This is a genomic window from Streptomyces achromogenes (assembly GCF_030816715.1).
In the GTDB taxonomy this organism is placed as follows: Bacteria; Actinomycetota; Actinomycetes; order Streptomycetales; family Streptomycetaceae; genus Streptomyces; species Streptomyces achromogenes_A.
In genome coordinates this window covers 9,102,051-9,117,830 of record NZ_JAUSYH010000001.1, presented here as the reverse complement: position 1 = coordinate 9,117,830, position 15,780 = coordinate 9,102,051, and the positions used below count along the sequence as shown (strand labels likewise).

Here is a 15,780-nt window from a genome sequence, read left to right as displayed (position 1 = left end):
AACCGATGCACACTTCCCTCACCGACCCGCCGCCCACTGACACTGCCACCGACCCCACGCGAGCGACAGCCGAAGAAGAGGAACTGGAAGACCAGAAGGCGGCGATCACCCACCTCGGCCACGAACTGCGCGCCCTGGTGGAAGCCACCGTCCGCACCGCCGCCTCCCCGGGCACCCTCCACCGTGTGGCGGACGGCGTCCGCGCCATCACCAGCCAGCTGACGGGCCGACAGCGGTCGCGGGCGGAGATCCCCGAGGTGGACGAGTTCCCCACAGGGACACGTATCTACAGCCCAGTGACCGGGGCCGGAAGCCCGCTGGCCCCGCCCGTACAGGTAACACCCACCGTCGACGGCCTAGTGGGTCACTGCACGCTCGGCATCGCCCACGAAGGGCCGCCCGGCTACGGCCACGGCGGCATGAGCGCCATGCTCCTGGACGAACTCATGGGCCGTGCCTGCGCAGCAGCGGGAACGCCCGGCCTGACCGTCTCCCTTCAGATGCGCTACCACCGCCCGGTCCCACTAAAAACACCTCTGCGGATTCTCGCCCGCGTCACCGGCACGGACGGCCGCAAGATCTTCGTGAGCGGGTCGATCACCACCCAGACAGACCCTGACGCGAACCTCGTCACGGCCGACGGGGTCTTCATTGCTCCCGACCCCCACCGCACGCGCACCCTGTTCCCGGGGCTGCAAGCCGAACGGTAACCAGCCGGGCACACGGCGTGTCCCCCGCCAGAAGTTGCCGGCGGAACGGATCCAACACACAACCCCATTGCCTCCTGGGCCAACAGCACGCCCACCTCCGGTCCTGCCCCCACCGTCGGCACCGTTACGCCCACTCCAGGCCCAGCTTCCGCAGTGCGGCGCCCTGCTCCGCGGTGAGCTTGTCCCGCCTGGACTTGATGTTGCTCATAAACACCCCCAGCCGGACCGCTACCGGCGCGACCTCGCCCTCCACCACGATCTCCTCTGTATAGCTCCTAGGGACGCGGTGATGGCCTTCGCGGGCGATGTACCGCGCAAGGGCCGCAACGCCCCGCTGGAAGGCTGCTGACGCCTTCCCCTCCGCCTTCCTGGCGCTCTTGGCTTCTGGGGCCGGAGCGGGCCGCTTGGCGGGCGTCACGCCCAGCTGGGACAGTCGTTCCTGCTGCTCTTCCGACAGCTGCGCCCAGGTGCCCGGATTCTTCTGCCGCTGGAGCCACTTGCCGATGTCGTCGCCGTCCATCAGCACGCCGGGCTGGATCTCGGGCAGGATGCCGTCGGCGTTGACCAGGTCGGCGAGGACGCGGTAATGCCACTGCCAGTCCAGCGGCCACGGGCAGTCCCAATCCGGGGCGATCGCGGCCAGCTGCTTCGCGCGCTGTGCTGCCCGCTCCGGGTCCTTGCCCAGGCCGCCCTTCCGTCGGAGGTTGGCGATGTGCTGGCCTAGGGGCACCATTGCCTCGCCCTCGCCCCACACTGCGTCCTGACGCGGGGCGAGGTGCCCGGTGGCCCGCCGGTAGGAGCGGAGCGCGGCGAGCTTGTTCTCCCACGCCTCCTCTCCCGGCTCCCACACCATCCCGGCCTCGGGTGCGTCCAGCAGGGTCTTGCGCCGTTCCTCCAGTTCGCCTGCCCGCAGCGCCTTCCTCTGCTGGTGGACCCAGCGCCCCAGCGGGAAGTCCTTCGTGACTCCGACTTCGACCCTGACGTCGTAGGGCACGGCGTAGAGGCCGGTGATCTCGTTCTCCTTCCGCCAGCGCAGCAGAGCTTGGTAGCCCTCCAGCCACACCAGGGACTCGGGCCGGTAGACCCGGGTACGGAGGAACGCGGCGATGGTCGCGGCGTCGCGTGGGCTGGAGAAGTGCAGCAGCGCCGCTTCGGCAGCGGCCCGCGTGTCGTCCTCCTGGTCCTCGCCGTCACCCTCGCCGCCAACCCCGACGATCTGCCCGTCCTCGTCGCGCCGGATGTGGACCTTGCGCTTGCCGCTGGTGAGGGCGCGGGAGGCGAGCTGCTCGACGAGTCGTTCATCATGACTGCGGAGTCCTTGGAGGACCGCTACAAGGGGGCGGAACGAGGCGGAGGCGACCATGTCCTGCGGGTCCTCGCCGGGCTCCAGGAACACCGGCACGATGATCCTGGCGACCTTGGTGGAGCCGTCCTTGTTGAGCCGGAGTGCGCGGCCGATGTTCTGGACGATCTCGACCTGGGAGCCGCGGGTGTCGGCGAAGCAGACGGCCTCGACTCCGCGTTCGCCGGTGATGTCGATTATCTGGATACGCACGAGGGCTGAGGCATGTTTGTTTCGGGGATGAGTTAGTCCTGAGGTGATGCTGCTGCGCGTACGAGTGCTGACATGTGGCCTTGGAGTTCGGTCTGGAGGGCGCTGTCACGTTGGTTGGCGGGGTGGGATGATCTTCTGGTTGATCGTGCTGGAAGGGGCTGTCTGTGGGGGCCGTGTCGCCGTCGTACAAGGGGCACCGGTACCCGGTCGAGGTCATCTCCCACTGTGTGTGGCTTTACCACCGCTTCCCGCTGTCATTCCGCGAGGTCGAGGAGCTCATGCTCGAGCGTGGGATCGTCGTCTCCTACGAGACGATCCGCCGCTGGTGCGCCAAGTTCGGGCAGACCTACGCAGGCGCGCTGCGCCGCCGACAGCCTCAGCCTGGTGACAAATGGCACCTGGACGAGGTCTTCGTCAAGATCAATGGAGAACAGAAGTACCTGTGGCGGGCCGTCGACCAGGACGGCAACGTGCTGGACATCCTGGTGCAGAACCGGCGGGACAAGGCCGCGGCCAGGCGCTTCTTCCGCAGACTGATGAAGAGGACCGGTGCGGTGCCGCGGGTGATCGTCACCGACAAGCTCCGCTCCTACAGTGCTGCCCACCGCGAGGTCATGCCCTGCATCGAGCACCGACAGTCGAAGTACCTCAACAACCGGGCCGAGAACAGCCACCAGCCCACCAGGCAACGCGAACGAGCGATGAAGGCTTTTGCTCAGTGGGCGGGGCCCAGCGGTTCCTGTCCGCGTTCAGCGGCATCTCGCCCCACTTCCGGCCCCGCCGCCACCTGATGACCGCTGCCGCCCACCGAGCCGAGATGACCGTCCGCTTCGCAATCTGGGAGCAGATCACCGGCGTCACCGGCCTTGCCACCGCGGCCTGAGTACAGCCCGAAACTGGGCTCCACCACGCTGCGACGCACCATCAGACACCGCCCACTCAACAACGTGACAGCGCCCCTTGAACGGCTCCAGGACGCCGTTGGGGCGGCGCTCGCGGGCGGAGGCGAGCAGCTGGTCGAAGTCGGTGTCGCGGAAGCGGCGCACGTCTTGCGGTCGAGATTCAGACGGCGGGCGATCGCGCTGATGGTCCAGCCTTTCTCCAGCAGGCGGTGGATGTCCTCGTAGCGGTGGCGGGTGCGTTCGATGATCTGAGTGCGGGGCAGTTCCGCGGGCGGTAACAGCATTGGGGGCGGCTCCGGAACCTCGGTCACCGTCTTCTCCTCGGCGCGTTTGCGCAGGCAGTCGCGGTGCTGGTGGCAGGTCTTCTCCACCGCCGCGGACAGGTTCTGTAACAGGTGCCGGCGATCAGCGACTTCGAGGGCTTTGGGACCTGCTTCCCTGACCGCCTTGGTGTAGGCAGTGGCCCGGTCTCGGCAGATGATCTCGGCTCCGGGATGGCTCTTGAGCCAGGCCGCGAACGTTTCGGAGGTGCGATCGGGCAGCACGTCCACGACCCGGCCGGCTTCGACGTCGACCAGCACGGTGCCGTAGGTGCAGCCCTTGCGGAAGACGAACTCATCCGCCCCCAGCACCCGCGGCGCACGGTCCGACACCGTCGGCGCCGTCAACAGCCTGAGCAGCCGGGTCTTGCCAGCCAGCCGCAGGCGGCGGCACAACCGCGCGGCCGGAGGTCCGCCCAGCTCGATCGCGATCGACCGCAGCCAGTCTGTCAGTCCGGTGCTGGAGCGACGGTGCCGCTCGGACAGGCCCGGCACCTGCTCGACGAACGTCTTGCGGGAACAGTTCTTCCGGTCACAGAAGTACCGGCGGACCCGCGGACAATGACCCGGCGCGCCCCAACGGCCTTACATCCAGGGCTCGTTGATACGTGCTATGTATGCGCCTCGCCTGTTTCCGGCAGTCCGGGCACCGGCCCGGGCGAGCGGTGGACACGGCCTCCACCCCGAGGACGTCGGGGGAGTCGCTGACCCGCTCCACTCGCACATCGATCCGGGGAAACAGCACAGCCTCGACCGTCTTGCTTGCCACGCCGGGACATACTCTACCGAAACGATCCCTCGCTCACTCCGCTGACCTGGGGATTCTCGGAACTGCGGACAGAGCCTCGAATCCGCCCAGGCCCGCTGGCGCGCGGTCACCGGAGCCTGCCTCGTCACCCTGGTCCGCGCGGGCGCGAAGTTCGGAAACGGCATCCTCGTCGAGCGCGCGGAGGTCGCAGCCGCCTAAAAGGCCGCGATCGGATCGGTGGCGCGTTCGCGGCGGGCCAGGGTGCGCATCACCGGAAGGACGCCGTGCCGAACCACGGCCATACGGGTAAGGCAGGCGATCACCAAGTCGGTGGCCTCGACCGACACCGACGGCGTGGGTGCCTCCAGGCTGACGGCAAGGTCGTCGAGATGGACAACAAGTTCCACAAGCCGGGTTAGCAGACACTGATCGAGCGGCAGTACCTGGGCGAACACGCCGACAGGCCGGTCGAGCGGCATGGTCGGCAACTGCACTGCGAGCCGGGCGCGAGCGGCGTCAAACTCCTCGACCAGGGTGGCAGGCCCACCGGCCGCCTCCTGCTCGCCCACCTCGCGGATCCGACGCGGCACCGCATCCTCCAGCTGCGACGCCGGGCCGGCGCCAGACAGGAAGTACGCGACAGCATCGATGGGCGTCCCGCCCGCCGGTGGCAGCTCAGCCAGCCAACGCTCGACGTTGAAGACCGCCCGAGCCAGATGCCCGGCTAGCCCGCTGACCCGGAACTCGGCCAATGCACTCGGCTGCTCCCACCGTTCGGCCAGCACCGGCGAGCGCAGCAGCCGGGACGCGACCTCGGCCGTGTCGAGAAATGCGGAAATCACACCGGCAGGCTAGCGGCCTGCCTGCCGCGTTGCCATCCGCTGTCCGCGATTGCCACGGCGGCCCCATCTGACTACGCGTGTGATCCGCCAGACAGGCCCTCATCACAACGATCCACAACTCTTGACAATTACTCTCGCTGTGACGGGGATGACGTTTGGCCGCAGGCATTCGCGAGCCCGGCTCGGATCGAGCGATCCGGGCCGGGTCAGGCCGCGACGGGTCTACGGGTCAGTGAGCCGTGTCGGCGAACATGTCGGGCTGGTAGTCGCCGCCGCGCTGGCGGACGATGACGCCCATGCGGTTGGTGGCGTTGATCAGGGCGATGAGCATCACCAGGTCGGACAGCTGGTCCTCGTCGTAGTGCCGGGCGGCGCTCGCCGACCTCGGGCTCAACTGGGCGGCATGAGGAGCGTGGGTGATGGCTTCGGCGTGGGTGGTTCCGTCGGTTGATGTTGGTGACGTCAGTTGTTCGTGAAAGCTGACGGCACCAGGTGATGGCTCCGAAAGATGTTCGCGCATTCTGACGTCACCATCGGGGTTGCGGTGTCAAGCTGGATGTGTTCAGCAGAGGAAGCACCCCCGATGCCGCCTGGCCAGTCGAAGGTCGAGTTGTACGCCGCGCTGCGGCGCGACTCCCGCGATGGCATGTCGAACCGGGCGTTGCAGTGCACGTACGGCGTCACCTGGAGCACGGTCGACAAGGCCCTGGCCTCGGCTTGGCCGCAGCCACGCACGACAACCGCTTCGGCGCGGCCGTCGAAGCTGGATCCGTTCACGCTGCTGATCGACGAGATCCTGCTCATTGATCTGGGCGTGACCAGGAAACAGCGCCACACCGTCACCCCGGAGCTACCGCCGTCTGATCGACGAGCGCTCCTCGTCCGAGTCGTTGCGTTGACCACTTGAAACCCGCACCGATGAGAGGGCGCAAGCGTCCTGCGAGCAACCGCGCGGTCCGGCCAGGGACTGAGAGTCCGGTGTTTATACCTTGCTCGCGACCACCATGTAGTTCTCGGCCTCACGATCGAACGTGCTCAGTTCCGTTCGGAGTCCGACCCGGTGCAGCTCGGCTTCGAGTTCCTCGTACCGGTAGGGCCAGCAGGACAGCAGTTCCGAGCGGACAAGAACCAACCCGGTCGCGTCAACTTGCGCGATCGCAATCTCGATGTGGTGCTCCTCCTCCCAATGCGGCGCAATCTCCCAGCGGTAGACCACGACGGCATCGCGACCGTTCCGGCGGACGAGTCGGTCACTGATCTCCAGCCGGGAACCTCTGGCCCTCACGAGTTCCCAAGTGCGGGATGTGAGTACCAAGCGCCCGCCGGGGCGCAGAAGCCGTGACATCGACTCCAGAGCAGCACCTCTGCCTGTCGCGCCCGCGGCATGGTGAAGCGAGTTGCCAACGCAGAACACCATGTCGAACGTGTTGTCCTGGAAATGGTCGGGCAGCTCTTCCCAGTTCGCCCGTACGGCCCGGACAGATGCCCCGAACTCCTCGGACAACTCTGCAGTGCGACGAACCATCGCCTCGCTGGCGTCAGTTGCGACAACCTGCATGCCACGACCGGCGACGCCAACCGCCAACTGTCCTGTTCCGCACGAACAGTCGAGGACGTGCGCGTTCGACGGCAGGAGATTGAGGACGTCGTCGAACGACGCAGCGAACTCGGCTGGCGGCAACTTTGCATCCGAGATGAGCCATTCGTACACCCCGGCAAGCACGTCATAGCCTGTCACAACCACTACCTCCGTCACGCGGCAGACTCACGGTAGGACGTCAGTCCATCAGCGGAGCAAGCCGGGCACCAATGGTTTTCGCAAGGATGGCTCTGACGGTGTTTGTGGATTGTCAGTTGTCCGTCTGAGTGGATGTCACCGGCTGGTTACTGAGCTTTTTCGGGTTGTCGTCGGGGCGGTGACTGTTCATGATCCCTGCGGTATGCCGGTGGGATGCGGTACCCGCCGCTGGTGCATGAAGTTCGGGGCAGCAGTACGCCAATTCGCTGCGCCGCCGCCAGCCCCGACCTGGTGACAAGTGGCACCCGGACGAGGTCTTCATCAAGATCAACGGTGAGCAGACGTACCTCTGGCGGGCTGTCGACGAGGACGGCATGGTGCTGGACATCCTGGTGCAGAACCGGCGGGACAAGATCGCGGCCAGGCGATTCTTCCGCCGACTCCTCAAGACGGCAGGCGCGGTGCCGCGGGTGATCGTCACGGACAAGCTGCGCTCATACGGCGCCGCTCACCGCGAGGTCATGCCCTCCGTCGAACACCGCTCCCGCAAGGGCTTGAACAATCGGGCCGAGAACAGCCAGCAGCCCACCAGACAGCGCGAACGCGCGATGAAAGGCTTCCGCCGTACCGGGGCAGCCCAGCGGTTGCAGTCCGCGTTCAGCGGCATCTCACCCCGCTGGTGACCCCACCGGCATCTGATGACCGCTTCCCGCTGCCGAGCCGAGATGACCGTCCGCTTCACCGTCTGGGACCACGTCACCGGCACCGCTGGCCAGCCCGCAACAGCCTGACCCAGGGCCGACACCCCGCCCCACCACACCCCGGTACACCGACAGGCACCCACACACCCCACAGCGCGACAACGCCCTGCCCAGCGCTTGCGCAGGTTGCGTGAGCCGGGACGAACGCGGACCGAACACTCCCCGCTGTCTGCCCTCCCTCTCGGATCGCCGCAGATCACCAGCCGACACCGCGACCTCATTTTGCAACGATCAGTAGGAACTCCGGCCAGGGCTTCGCCGGTGTCGTCCAGGGAGCACAGCAGCGGGTGGTAGCCGAAGCCGCGCTTGTAGGTCGCCGCTGCCTGCTCCTTCTCGGGGTGGGAGGTGACCAGGGTGGCGTCGAGGTCCATGACAAGACCGGGCAGGTCGCGTCCACCCGCGCGGGCAGCGGGTATTCCTGCCGTGGTCTCGGCGGCTTGCAGGCGACATTCCGGGCAGTGGCTCTGGTCGAGCGCAGGCGCGCGAGTGCAGCCGAATCGATGCCGGCCAGCAGGCGCCAGGCGGTCGGGGTGGAGGCGACAGGGCCGAAACCCTCCGCCTGGCCGCGCAGCAGGGCCAGGTCCGCTGTCACCTCGCCGCCGTCGGCGAGCATGATCGCGAGGTCTACCGGCGATCCGACCGGGGTCGTGCCCGGTGCCACGCGGTCGCAGTGGACGCAGTGCGTCCGTGAAGGCGCTGGTCGGGCTGGTTACATGGGAGAGATCGGCCAGCAGGCGGGATCCGGCGTGGCGGACCACCCCGTGGCCATCGGCCGACACGACGAGCTTGGGACGCGACTGGGTAGGGTGCACGCAGAAAGTGCCTTCCTGCTGCGATGACAGAGACCTTCGACAAGCCTCATCTTCCCAGCTCAGAAGGCAAATTTCGCTTTTCCGCTCACGCCTTCGGACGCCCCCATAAGCGAAGCCGCGCAGACTTGTGCGCACCGAGGGACAGAGCAATGTCCGTGCAACCACAGGGAGTTGAGGGACCGTACAACCGACCGCCGGAGCGCAACCTGAACCCGCCCGAAGTCGGCCCGAACTCAGACAGTCCCAGGTGTCACAAGCCCCGACTCGTACGCCACGATCACCAGTTGCGCCCGGTCCCGCGCCCCCAACTTGCCCATGATCCGGCTGACATGGGTCTTCGCGGTCAGCGGGCTGAGTCCCAACGCGTCGGCGATCTCGGGGTTGTTGAGACCGCGCGCGACCAGCGCGAGCACCTGCCGTTCCCGTTCGGACAGCCCGCTGGGGCCGCCCACCGCGGATGTCGTCGCGGTGTTCGGCGCGCGCAGGAAGCGGGCGATCAGCCGCGAGGTGGGACCGGGCGAGAGGAGGGACTCCCCCGCGGCCACCGTCCGGATGGCGTCGAGGAGTTCGGCCGGCCTGATGTCCTTCACGAGGAAGCCGGACGCCCCGGCCCGCAGTGCCTCGACGATGTTCTCGTCGGTCTCGTACGTCGTCAGGACGAGCACCTTCACCCCCGCGAGATCCTCGTCGGCGGCGATGAGCCGGGTCGCCTCGATCCCGTCGAGGTCGGGCATGCGGATGTCCATCACGATGAGATCCGCCCGCGCCGACCGGGCCAGCGCCACGGCCTCCCGTCCGGTACCCGCCTCGGCGACGACCTCCATGTCCCCGGCCGACGAGACGAGCATCGCGAAGGAGGCCCGTACGAGGTTCTGGTCGTCAGCCAGCAGTACGCGGATGGTCATCGAACCTCGTCCTCCCGGGACAGCGGCAGTGTGGCGGTGACCTCGAAGCCCTCGGCGGGCCCCGGGCCGGCGTCCAGTGTGCCGCCCACGCTACGGGCCCGCTCCCGCATTCCGATGAGCCCGAACCCCGGCGTGCCGTCGGACGGGCCCACTCCGCCGCCCGAGCCGTCGTCCCCGCCCGTCCCGTCGTCCCTGACACTCACCCGCAGTGCGCCGTACGCGGTCCACAGACCCACTCGCACGGTGAGGTCCTCGCGGCCGCCGTGACGTACGGCGTTGGTGAGCGCCTCCTGCACGATCCGGTACGCGGCGGCGCCCACGGAGGGCGGGATGTCGTCCGCGCGGACGGACAGTTCGACCTTGGCCCCGGCCACCCGGCCGGTCTCCGCGAGATCGGCCAGCCCGTCGATCCCGGGCAGCGGCCCCCGCATGTCCTCGGCCCCGGAAACAGAACCGGACACGGAACCGGGCCCCGGATCCGCGTCCACTCCCACGACCGTGTCATGCGCCCGCAGCACCTCCAGCGTCGTACGCAGTTCCCCCCGGGCGATCCGGCAGGTCCCCGCGATGTCGTCCAGTGCCTGGGCGACGGCCTTGCGATCGAGGCGCTCGGGGTCGGCGCTGAGGACGTGGGCCGCCACGGACGTCTGCACGCCGATGAGCGTGATGCTGTGGGCGAGCAGGTCGTGCAGGTCACGAGCCATCCGCAGCCGTTCCTCGGCGACGCGGCGCCTGGCCTCCTCCTCCCGGGTGCGCTCGGCCCGTTCGGCCCGCTCGACGATGGAGGCGACGTACAAGCGGTAGTAGCGGACGGCGATACCGACGAACACGACCGCGATGATCCAGCCGGAGATCTCCAGGGCCTCCAGCGCCCCCTCCGAGTTGGTGAGGCCGTTGCTGATCAGTGTCGGGCCGAGGACGGCGACACCGGTGAGCAGCGTGCGGCGTACGGCGCCGGTCGCCGCCACGGTGTAGAGCGCCAGGACGATCGCGGGGACGGGCGGGGCAGGGTTGTAGTCGAAGGCGTAGTACGGAGCCATGCAGGCCACCACCCCGAGCAGGGCCACCAACGGACTGCGCCGGCGCCACACGAGGGGCACGTGCCCGGCGAGCAGCAGCGTCCAGCTGAGATGGTCGGGCCGGGTCCCTTCGCCGCCCGTCAGGGTGATGGCTACGGCGAGCACGGCGACGCACAGGGCGAGGACCGCGTCGTTGCGGGTGCGGTGCGGTGCGGTCAGCGGTTCGCGGTGGATGGCGGACATGATGCGCTCGACGCGACGGGACCGCCCGCCGCCACCGGCCGCCGTCTCCGCCGCCGACCTCTCGCGTACCCCTGTGGTCGTTCCCCGTTCTTCCACGGCTCCATCTTCCGGTACTCGTAGGGGAACCCGGGCGCCCCTCCACAAGGAGAGGCACCCGGCGGGCCCGCCGGATCAAGGTGCTCGATCGGCGTGCTGGATCAGAGCGTTCGATCGAGGCCTTCGGACAGCGTGCTCAGGGTGCACTGACGGTTTCCGGCTGCCGGGGCGGCTCGGTCGGTCCGCCCCTTCCGTTCGACCCGGCCGGTTCGGCCGGCCCGGGCTGCCGTGAGAGCCCGCCCGGCCACCACACCTTCCGGCCCAGGGCGACGCTGGCACTGGTCACCAGATACGTCCGTACGAGGAAGGTGTCGAGCAGGACGCCGACGGCGATCACGAAGCCGAGCTGGACCAGCTGCACCAGGCCCATGTTCATCAGCACGGCGAAGGTCGCGGCGAGGACGAGTCCGGCGGAGGCGATGACGCCGCCGGTGGTGCGCAGCGCGGTGAGTGCCGCCGTGGCCGGTTCCACTCCCGCCAGGGACTCCTCCCTCATCCGGTGCATGAGGAAGATGCCGTAATCGACGCCGAGGGCGACCAGGAACACGAAAGACAGCAGTCCGAGCCCCGGATCGGTGCCCTTGAGGCCGAGGAGCGGATCGAAGACCAGTCCGCCGATCCCGAGGGAGGCGCCCCACACCGCGACGACCGCGACCACCAGGAGCAGCGGTGCGACCAGACTCCGCAGCAGCCCGATCAGGATCAGCATCACGAAGACGAGGACGAGCGGTACGACGATCTTCGTGTCCCGGGCGTTGGTGACCTCCAGGTCGATCTGCTGGGCGCTGTCCCCGCCGACGAAGGAGCCCTTCAATGCGTTCCGCAGGGACGTGATGGTGGCGGTCTCCTCCGCCGACTGGGGTGCGCTCTTCGCGAAGACGGCGATCTCGGTCCAGCCGTCTCCCGTACGCCCCTTCTGCGCGCTGCCCACGCCTGGTGTGCCGCGGACGGTCGCGAGGGTCTCGTCGGCGCGCCCCTGCGGGGTGATCACGTCGATGGGCTGGCTGCCCTGCCCGGGATAGGCCTGGGCAAGGGTCTCCATCGCGACGACGGCCTCCGGCTTGTTGACGAAGGAGTCCTCCTGCTTGAGCGGTCCCGGCAGGTTGAGTGAGCCCAGGGCGAGGGCGCCGAGCAGTACGGCACCGCTCGCGAGTACGGTCAGCGGCCTGCGTCCGGCAGAGCTGCCCATCGCCGAGAACAGGCTCCGCCGCTGCTTGGGCGTGGTCCCGAAGGCGGGAACGAGCGGCCAGAAAACCCGCCGTCCGACCAGTACGAGGACGGCGGGGAGCAGGGTGATCATCGCGATCAGCGCGCACAGCACACCGACGGCGCCGAGCGGGCCCATGCCCCGGCTGCTGTTGAGGTCGGCGGCGAGCAGGCACAGCAGTCCGGCGGCGACGGTGCCGGAGGAGGCGAGCACGGCGGGCCCGCAGCCGCGCAGGGCGGCGACCATGGCCTCGTACGGTCGCTCGATGCGCCGCAGCTCCTCGCGGTAGCGCGAGATGAGCAGCAGCGCGTAGTCCGTGCCCGCCCCGAACACGAGGATGGTCATCACACCCGAACTCTGCCCCGAGACGGTCGTGCCGAAGGCCTGGTTGAGGCCGTAGGCGACGCCCATCGACATGTAGTCGGCGATCCCGGCGACGACGAGGGGCACGAGCCACAGCACGGGGCTGCGGTAGATCAGGATCAGCAGTACGGCGACGACGGCGACGGTGGTGTAGAGCAGCGGTCCGCCGAGCGAGTCGTAGACCGCGCCGGAGTCGGTGGCCAGCGCGCCGGTACCGCCCACGTCGACGCTCAACCCGCCTTCGCCCTGGGCGACTTCGCGGACGTCGTTGACGAGCTTGTCCTGCTGCTCCTCGTTCGCCCCGGGCTCGTTGCTGGCGATCGGGTACATCAGGGTCGTGCCGTCCTTGGACGGAATCCCCTTGGGAGCACCGCCGATCAGCTCGTGCTGTCGGGTGATCTCCGCGACCTGCCCCGCGGCGGTCTTCCGGTCGGCGGCGCTGAGCCCGCCGTCCCGGTGGTAGACGAGCACCATCTCGGTGGTCTCGCCCCCGGGCAACTTGTCCTCGATCTTCGCCGCTTGCGTCGAGTCCGCGCTCGCCGGCAGGTAGTCGGTGACCTTGTCGTGCTGCACGTCGGCGAGCTTCGCCGCGAACGGCCCGACGAGCGCGATCACGGCAATCCACAGCCCGAGCACCGCCCATGGAACGGCTCGTCTGCGTCCCGTCCTCGTCGTGGTTGTCTCTGCGGCCCTCATTGACCGATCTCCCTCCGGGTGACGTCTGCTTCGGTCCCCAGACTTCCGGTGAGAACCACGGCTTTCGTCGGGCGGGAGGGCGAGGTGAGGCGTACTGCCGGGGGCGACGGCGGGTGCGGATTACTCCCTGGGGAGTAGCCGGCGGACGGCGCGCCGCCCCGGAAGAGGCGCGGGGCCGTTTCGATCTGCGGCTACCGCCGCGTGTGCGCGAGGGTTTTCGCGGTGTGCGCGTGGTGGGCGCGCACGCGCTGTTCGGTGTCCGGTTCAGGGGGAGGCAAGTACACCGGTGATCTCCCGCAACGTGGCGGCGGTCAGGGAGGGGTGGGCGACGGCGCCAGGGCGATGTCGGGCAGGTGATGGTCGCGGGCCTGGCGCGGCCCGTCGCCTGGACGTCGACGTCCCCCGGCCGGGGGCGTCACCGAGATGGAGCCGGGCGGGTCAGCGTGTGCGGGCGTGTCGGGTGGGCGAGGCCGGTGTCGGGCCGTCTCGGCGGTCTGCGGGCCGTTGCTGCAAGCGGTGTCGCTCCCGCCCGCCGGGAACATCTCGCACGGCCCCGCGCCGGCGCCGTCGGCGGGCGTCGAGGGACGCGACGCCCGCCGTCGGGGTCGTCAGACAGCGATGATCTGCCATTGCTGGCGCGCAAGTGACGCGTACGGCTGCTGCTCGATGCTGGCTCCGTCGGCGGTGCTACCCTCGTCGACGGCGAGGCAGAGCCCGCTGTAACGGTTGATGAGGAAGTAGTAACCGTCGCCGGTGGGGGTGACGGCCCACTGCTGCTGGGGGGCGTTGGCGTCCGACCAGATGCCGACGGTGCCGCCGTCGTCGCGGGAGAGACCGGCGACCTCCATGAGCTTGCCGCTGCCCACGCCCTTGATCTCGTAGTAGCCGTCGCCGGTGTAGGTGAAGGTCCACTGCTGGTTCGTCTTGTTGAGCCACGGCCACTGCAGCACGCTGGTGTTGTTCGCGGTGCCCGCGCCCTTCACGTCGGCGACCTTGCCGCTGTGCCGGGCGACCAGCCGGTAGACGGTGGCGTCGCCGGGCAGTGTGGAGGACACCAGGGCCGGCTTGGCGGTGCGGCCGCCGATGTGGACGCCGCCCATGTTGACGTAGCCGCCGGTGGCCGCGTTGGCCTGAAGCCGTACGAAGCCGACGTTGCGGGCAGGCCATTCGGCCAGCTTGGTGGCGCGGTCGCCAGCCCAGGTGCCGGTGGCGACCTGGGTGAAGTTCGTGCCGTCGGTGCTGGTGGAGATGGTGTAGGAGGTGATGTCGCCGTCGGTGGCGTTGTTGCGGTTCCACTGCTTGGGCAGGTACTCCAGGGTGGAGACGTTGCTCCATACTCCGCCCAGGTCGATGGTGATCGAGTGCGGCAGCGCCGGGGACAGTCCCCAGGTCGACCAGCAGGTCTCGTAGCCCTTGTCGCTGAGTCCGTCGATGGCGTTGAGCGGTCCCTCGCCGGTGCGGAAGGCAGTGGCGTAGGCGCTGACGGGTGTCACGGGGTGCTCGGCGCGCAGCATCTGCGTCGGCAGGGGCGGGCGGGAGGTGTTGGGGCTCCAGGCCGCGCCGACTTCAGCGAGCCGGTTGACGATGTTGGTGTCCAGCTTGCCGTTGCGGTTGGGCGGGCAGTTGAGGATGAACGAGGTGTACTTCGGTTCCAGGTCCGCCAGGTGGGAGAGGATGGCGTCCTTGCTCATCAGGCCCTCGGTGGGCGTGGAGGGGTGCCAGAACCAGCCGTTGCTGATCGTCTGTCCCTGCGTTGCGGCGTAGGTGTTCCCAGCCGGGGCGGAGACGCCCAGCGGCTCCTCGAAGTAGATCGCGTCGCCGAGGAACGGCACCGACAGCCCACCGTGGTCGATCATGACGATGTCCGGCTGGAGCGACTTCACGTGCTCGCGGATGCGCTGGTAGGAGAGGGCCTGCTGGCCCATCTGCCACGCGTAGCCGTCGGTGACGAACAGGTCGATGGTGCCGTAGTTGGTGAGGAGCTCGGTGATCTGCCCCAGGATGAAGGTCATGTCGCCGGGCTGGACGGCGTCGGTGATCTCCAGCCCTGACACTCTGTGCCGGCTCTCCCAGGCCTCGACGCCGAACGTGCGGTCCCAGATCGAGTAATAGAGGCCGACCTTCAGCCCCTTGGCACGGAAGGCGTCGCAGTACGCCTTCACCACGTCCTGCTTGTAGGAGCTGTTCGCGACGTTCTGGGTGCCGTAGGCGCTCGGCCACAGGGCGAAGCCGTCGTGGTGCTTGGTCGTCAGGATGCCGTAGCTCATCTTCGCCGCCGCAGCGGCGGCCGCCCACTGCGCGCAGTCGACGGCCGTGGGCGCGAACAGGGCAGGGTTCTGGTTGGGGGCGGCCCACTCCTCGTTGGTGAACGTGCCCAGGTTGAAGTGGTTGAACATGCCGAACCGCATGTTCACCAGGTTGCTGAGGTTGGTCTGGGCGTCCGCAGCGGCCGCCTGCGCCAGCAGGGGCGAGAACGCGGGGATGACGGGCAGGGCGGTCGAGGCCACGGCGGCGCCCACGGCGCCCAGCAGGGTACGACGGGACATTCTTCCTGAGGGCATGTGTGCTCCCGGTTCGGTCGGCTCTGAGCTTCGGGTCGAGACTGTGGGGGCGGCAACCCGAGGACGTCCGGTCTCCGTGCCTTCGGCCCGGACCCTCAGGGCCCCAAGGCGCCGGATGTCACGCATGAAGCTCGGTGATGCGACCGCCCCGTGTCAATGGGTAAGTGGATGAAAGTGTTCAGAGTGGAAGCAGAAGATGTTGCTTTCATTGCTTAAGCGGCTATTTGTTCTGCCGTAGACATGCCATGTATCCGGGGGAAAGGTAGAACGAAGGAGTGGTCGGCGCGATCGATGCCCCGGCA

Annotated in this window: 8 protein-coding genes and 6 pseudogenes; 4 read left to right on the top strand and 10 right to left on the bottom strand. The window is 68.5% G+C overall.

Going from position 1 to position 15,780, the window contains the following annotated elements; genetic code table 11:
• The first annotated feature begins 5 nt into the window (after positions 1-5).
• Positions 6-710 carry a PaaI family thioesterase gene (locus QF032_RS40220; protein ID WP_307060081.1) on the top strand — a complete coding sequence of 235 codons (705 nt, stop codon included), beginning with the start codon at positions 6-8 and terminating at the stop codon, positions 708-710.
• A gap of 124 nt (positions 711-834) precedes the next feature.
• Here the strand turns inward: QF032_RS40220 and QF032_RS40215 are convergent.
• A pseudogene (locus QF032_RS40215) lies at positions 835-2,277 on the bottom strand (Helicase associated domain protein); the annotation flags it as partial.
• 152 nt (positions 2,278-2,429) lie between these two features.
• Here QF032_RS40215 and QF032_RS40210 point away from each other — a divergent pair.
• Positions 2,430-3,148, top strand: a pseudogene (locus tag QF032_RS40210) (IS6 family transposase).
• 345 nt (positions 3,149-3,493) lie between these two features.
• Here the strand turns inward: QF032_RS40210 and QF032_RS40830 are convergent.
• From QF032_RS40830 to QF032_RS40195, 3 genes and pseudogenes are all read right to left on the bottom strand, one after another.
• Positions 3,494-3,799: pseudogene (locus QF032_RS40830) on the bottom strand (ISL3 family transposase); the annotation flags it as partial.
• A 651-nt stretch (positions 3,800-4,450) separates the two neighbouring features.
• Positions 4,451-5,077 carry a maleylpyruvate isomerase N-terminal domain-containing protein gene (locus QF032_RS40200; protein ID WP_307049802.1) on the bottom strand — a complete coding sequence of 209 codons (627 nt, stop codon included), beginning with the start codon at positions 5,075-5,077 and terminating at the stop codon, positions 4,451-4,453.
• A gap of 229 nt (positions 5,078-5,306) precedes the next feature.
• Positions 5,307-5,456: pseudogene (locus tag QF032_RS40195) on the bottom strand (carboxymuconolactone decarboxylase family protein); the annotation flags it as partial.
• 204 nt (positions 5,457-5,660) lie between these two features.
• On the opposite strand from QF032_RS40195, the gene QF032_RS40190 reads away from it, so the two are divergent.
• On the top strand, positions 5,661-5,984 hold the full coding sequence (locus QF032_RS40190; RefSeq protein ID WP_307049800.1) for a hypothetical protein: 324 nt from the start codon (positions 5,661-5,663) through the stop codon (positions 5,982-5,984).
• Between the two features lie 75 nt (positions 5,985-6,059).
• Here QF032_RS40190 and QF032_RS40185 read toward each other — a convergent pair whose 3' ends face one another.
• Positions 6,060-6,815: a class I SAM-dependent methyltransferase gene (locus tag QF032_RS40185; protein ID WP_307060079.1), complete on the bottom strand. Its 756-nt coding sequence runs from the start codon at positions 6,813-6,815 to the stop codon at positions 6,060-6,062.
• A 223-nt stretch (positions 6,816-7,038) separates the two neighbouring features.
• Between QF032_RS40185 and QF032_RS40180 the strand changes: the two are divergent.
• A pseudogene (locus QF032_RS40180) lies at positions 7,039-7,606 on the top strand (IS6 family transposase); the annotation flags it as partial.
• A gap of 209 nt (positions 7,607-7,815) precedes the next feature.
• Here the strand turns inward: QF032_RS40180 and QF032_RS40175 are convergent.
• The 5 genes and pseudogenes from QF032_RS40175 to QF032_RS40155 form a co-directional block, all read right to left on the bottom strand.
• Positions 7,816-8,418 (bottom strand): annotated as a pseudogene (locus tag QF032_RS40175) (transposase); the annotation flags it as partial.
• 203 nt (positions 8,419-8,621) lie between these two features.
• Complete coding sequence (locus tag QF032_RS40170; RefSeq protein ID WP_307060077.1) at positions 8,622-9,293, bottom strand: response regulator; 672 nt, start codon at positions 9,291-9,293, stop codon at positions 8,622-8,624.
• The gene (locus QF032_RS40165) at positions 9,290-10,651 is read right to left on the bottom strand and encodes a sensor histidine kinase (protein ID WP_307060075.1); all 1,362 of its coding nucleotides are present in this window, start codon (positions 10,649-10,651) and stop codon (positions 9,290-9,292) included. Before QF032_RS40165 ends, QF032_RS40170 begins: the two co-directional genes overlap by 4 nt.
• Positions 10,652-10,787: 136 nt before the next feature.
• Positions 10,788-12,917 carry an MMPL family transporter gene (locus QF032_RS40160; RefSeq protein ID WP_307060072.1) on the bottom strand — a complete coding sequence of 710 codons (2,130 nt, stop codon included), beginning with the start codon at positions 12,915-12,917 and terminating at the stop codon, positions 10,788-10,790.
• A 608-nt stretch (positions 12,918-13,525) separates the two neighbouring features.
• The gene (locus QF032_RS40155; protein WP_307060069.1) at positions 13,526-15,463 is read right to left on the bottom strand and encodes an RICIN domain-containing protein; all 1,938 of its coding nucleotides are present in this window, start codon (positions 15,461-15,463) and stop codon (positions 13,526-13,528) included.
• Positions 15,464-15,780 lie beyond the last annotated feature (317 nt).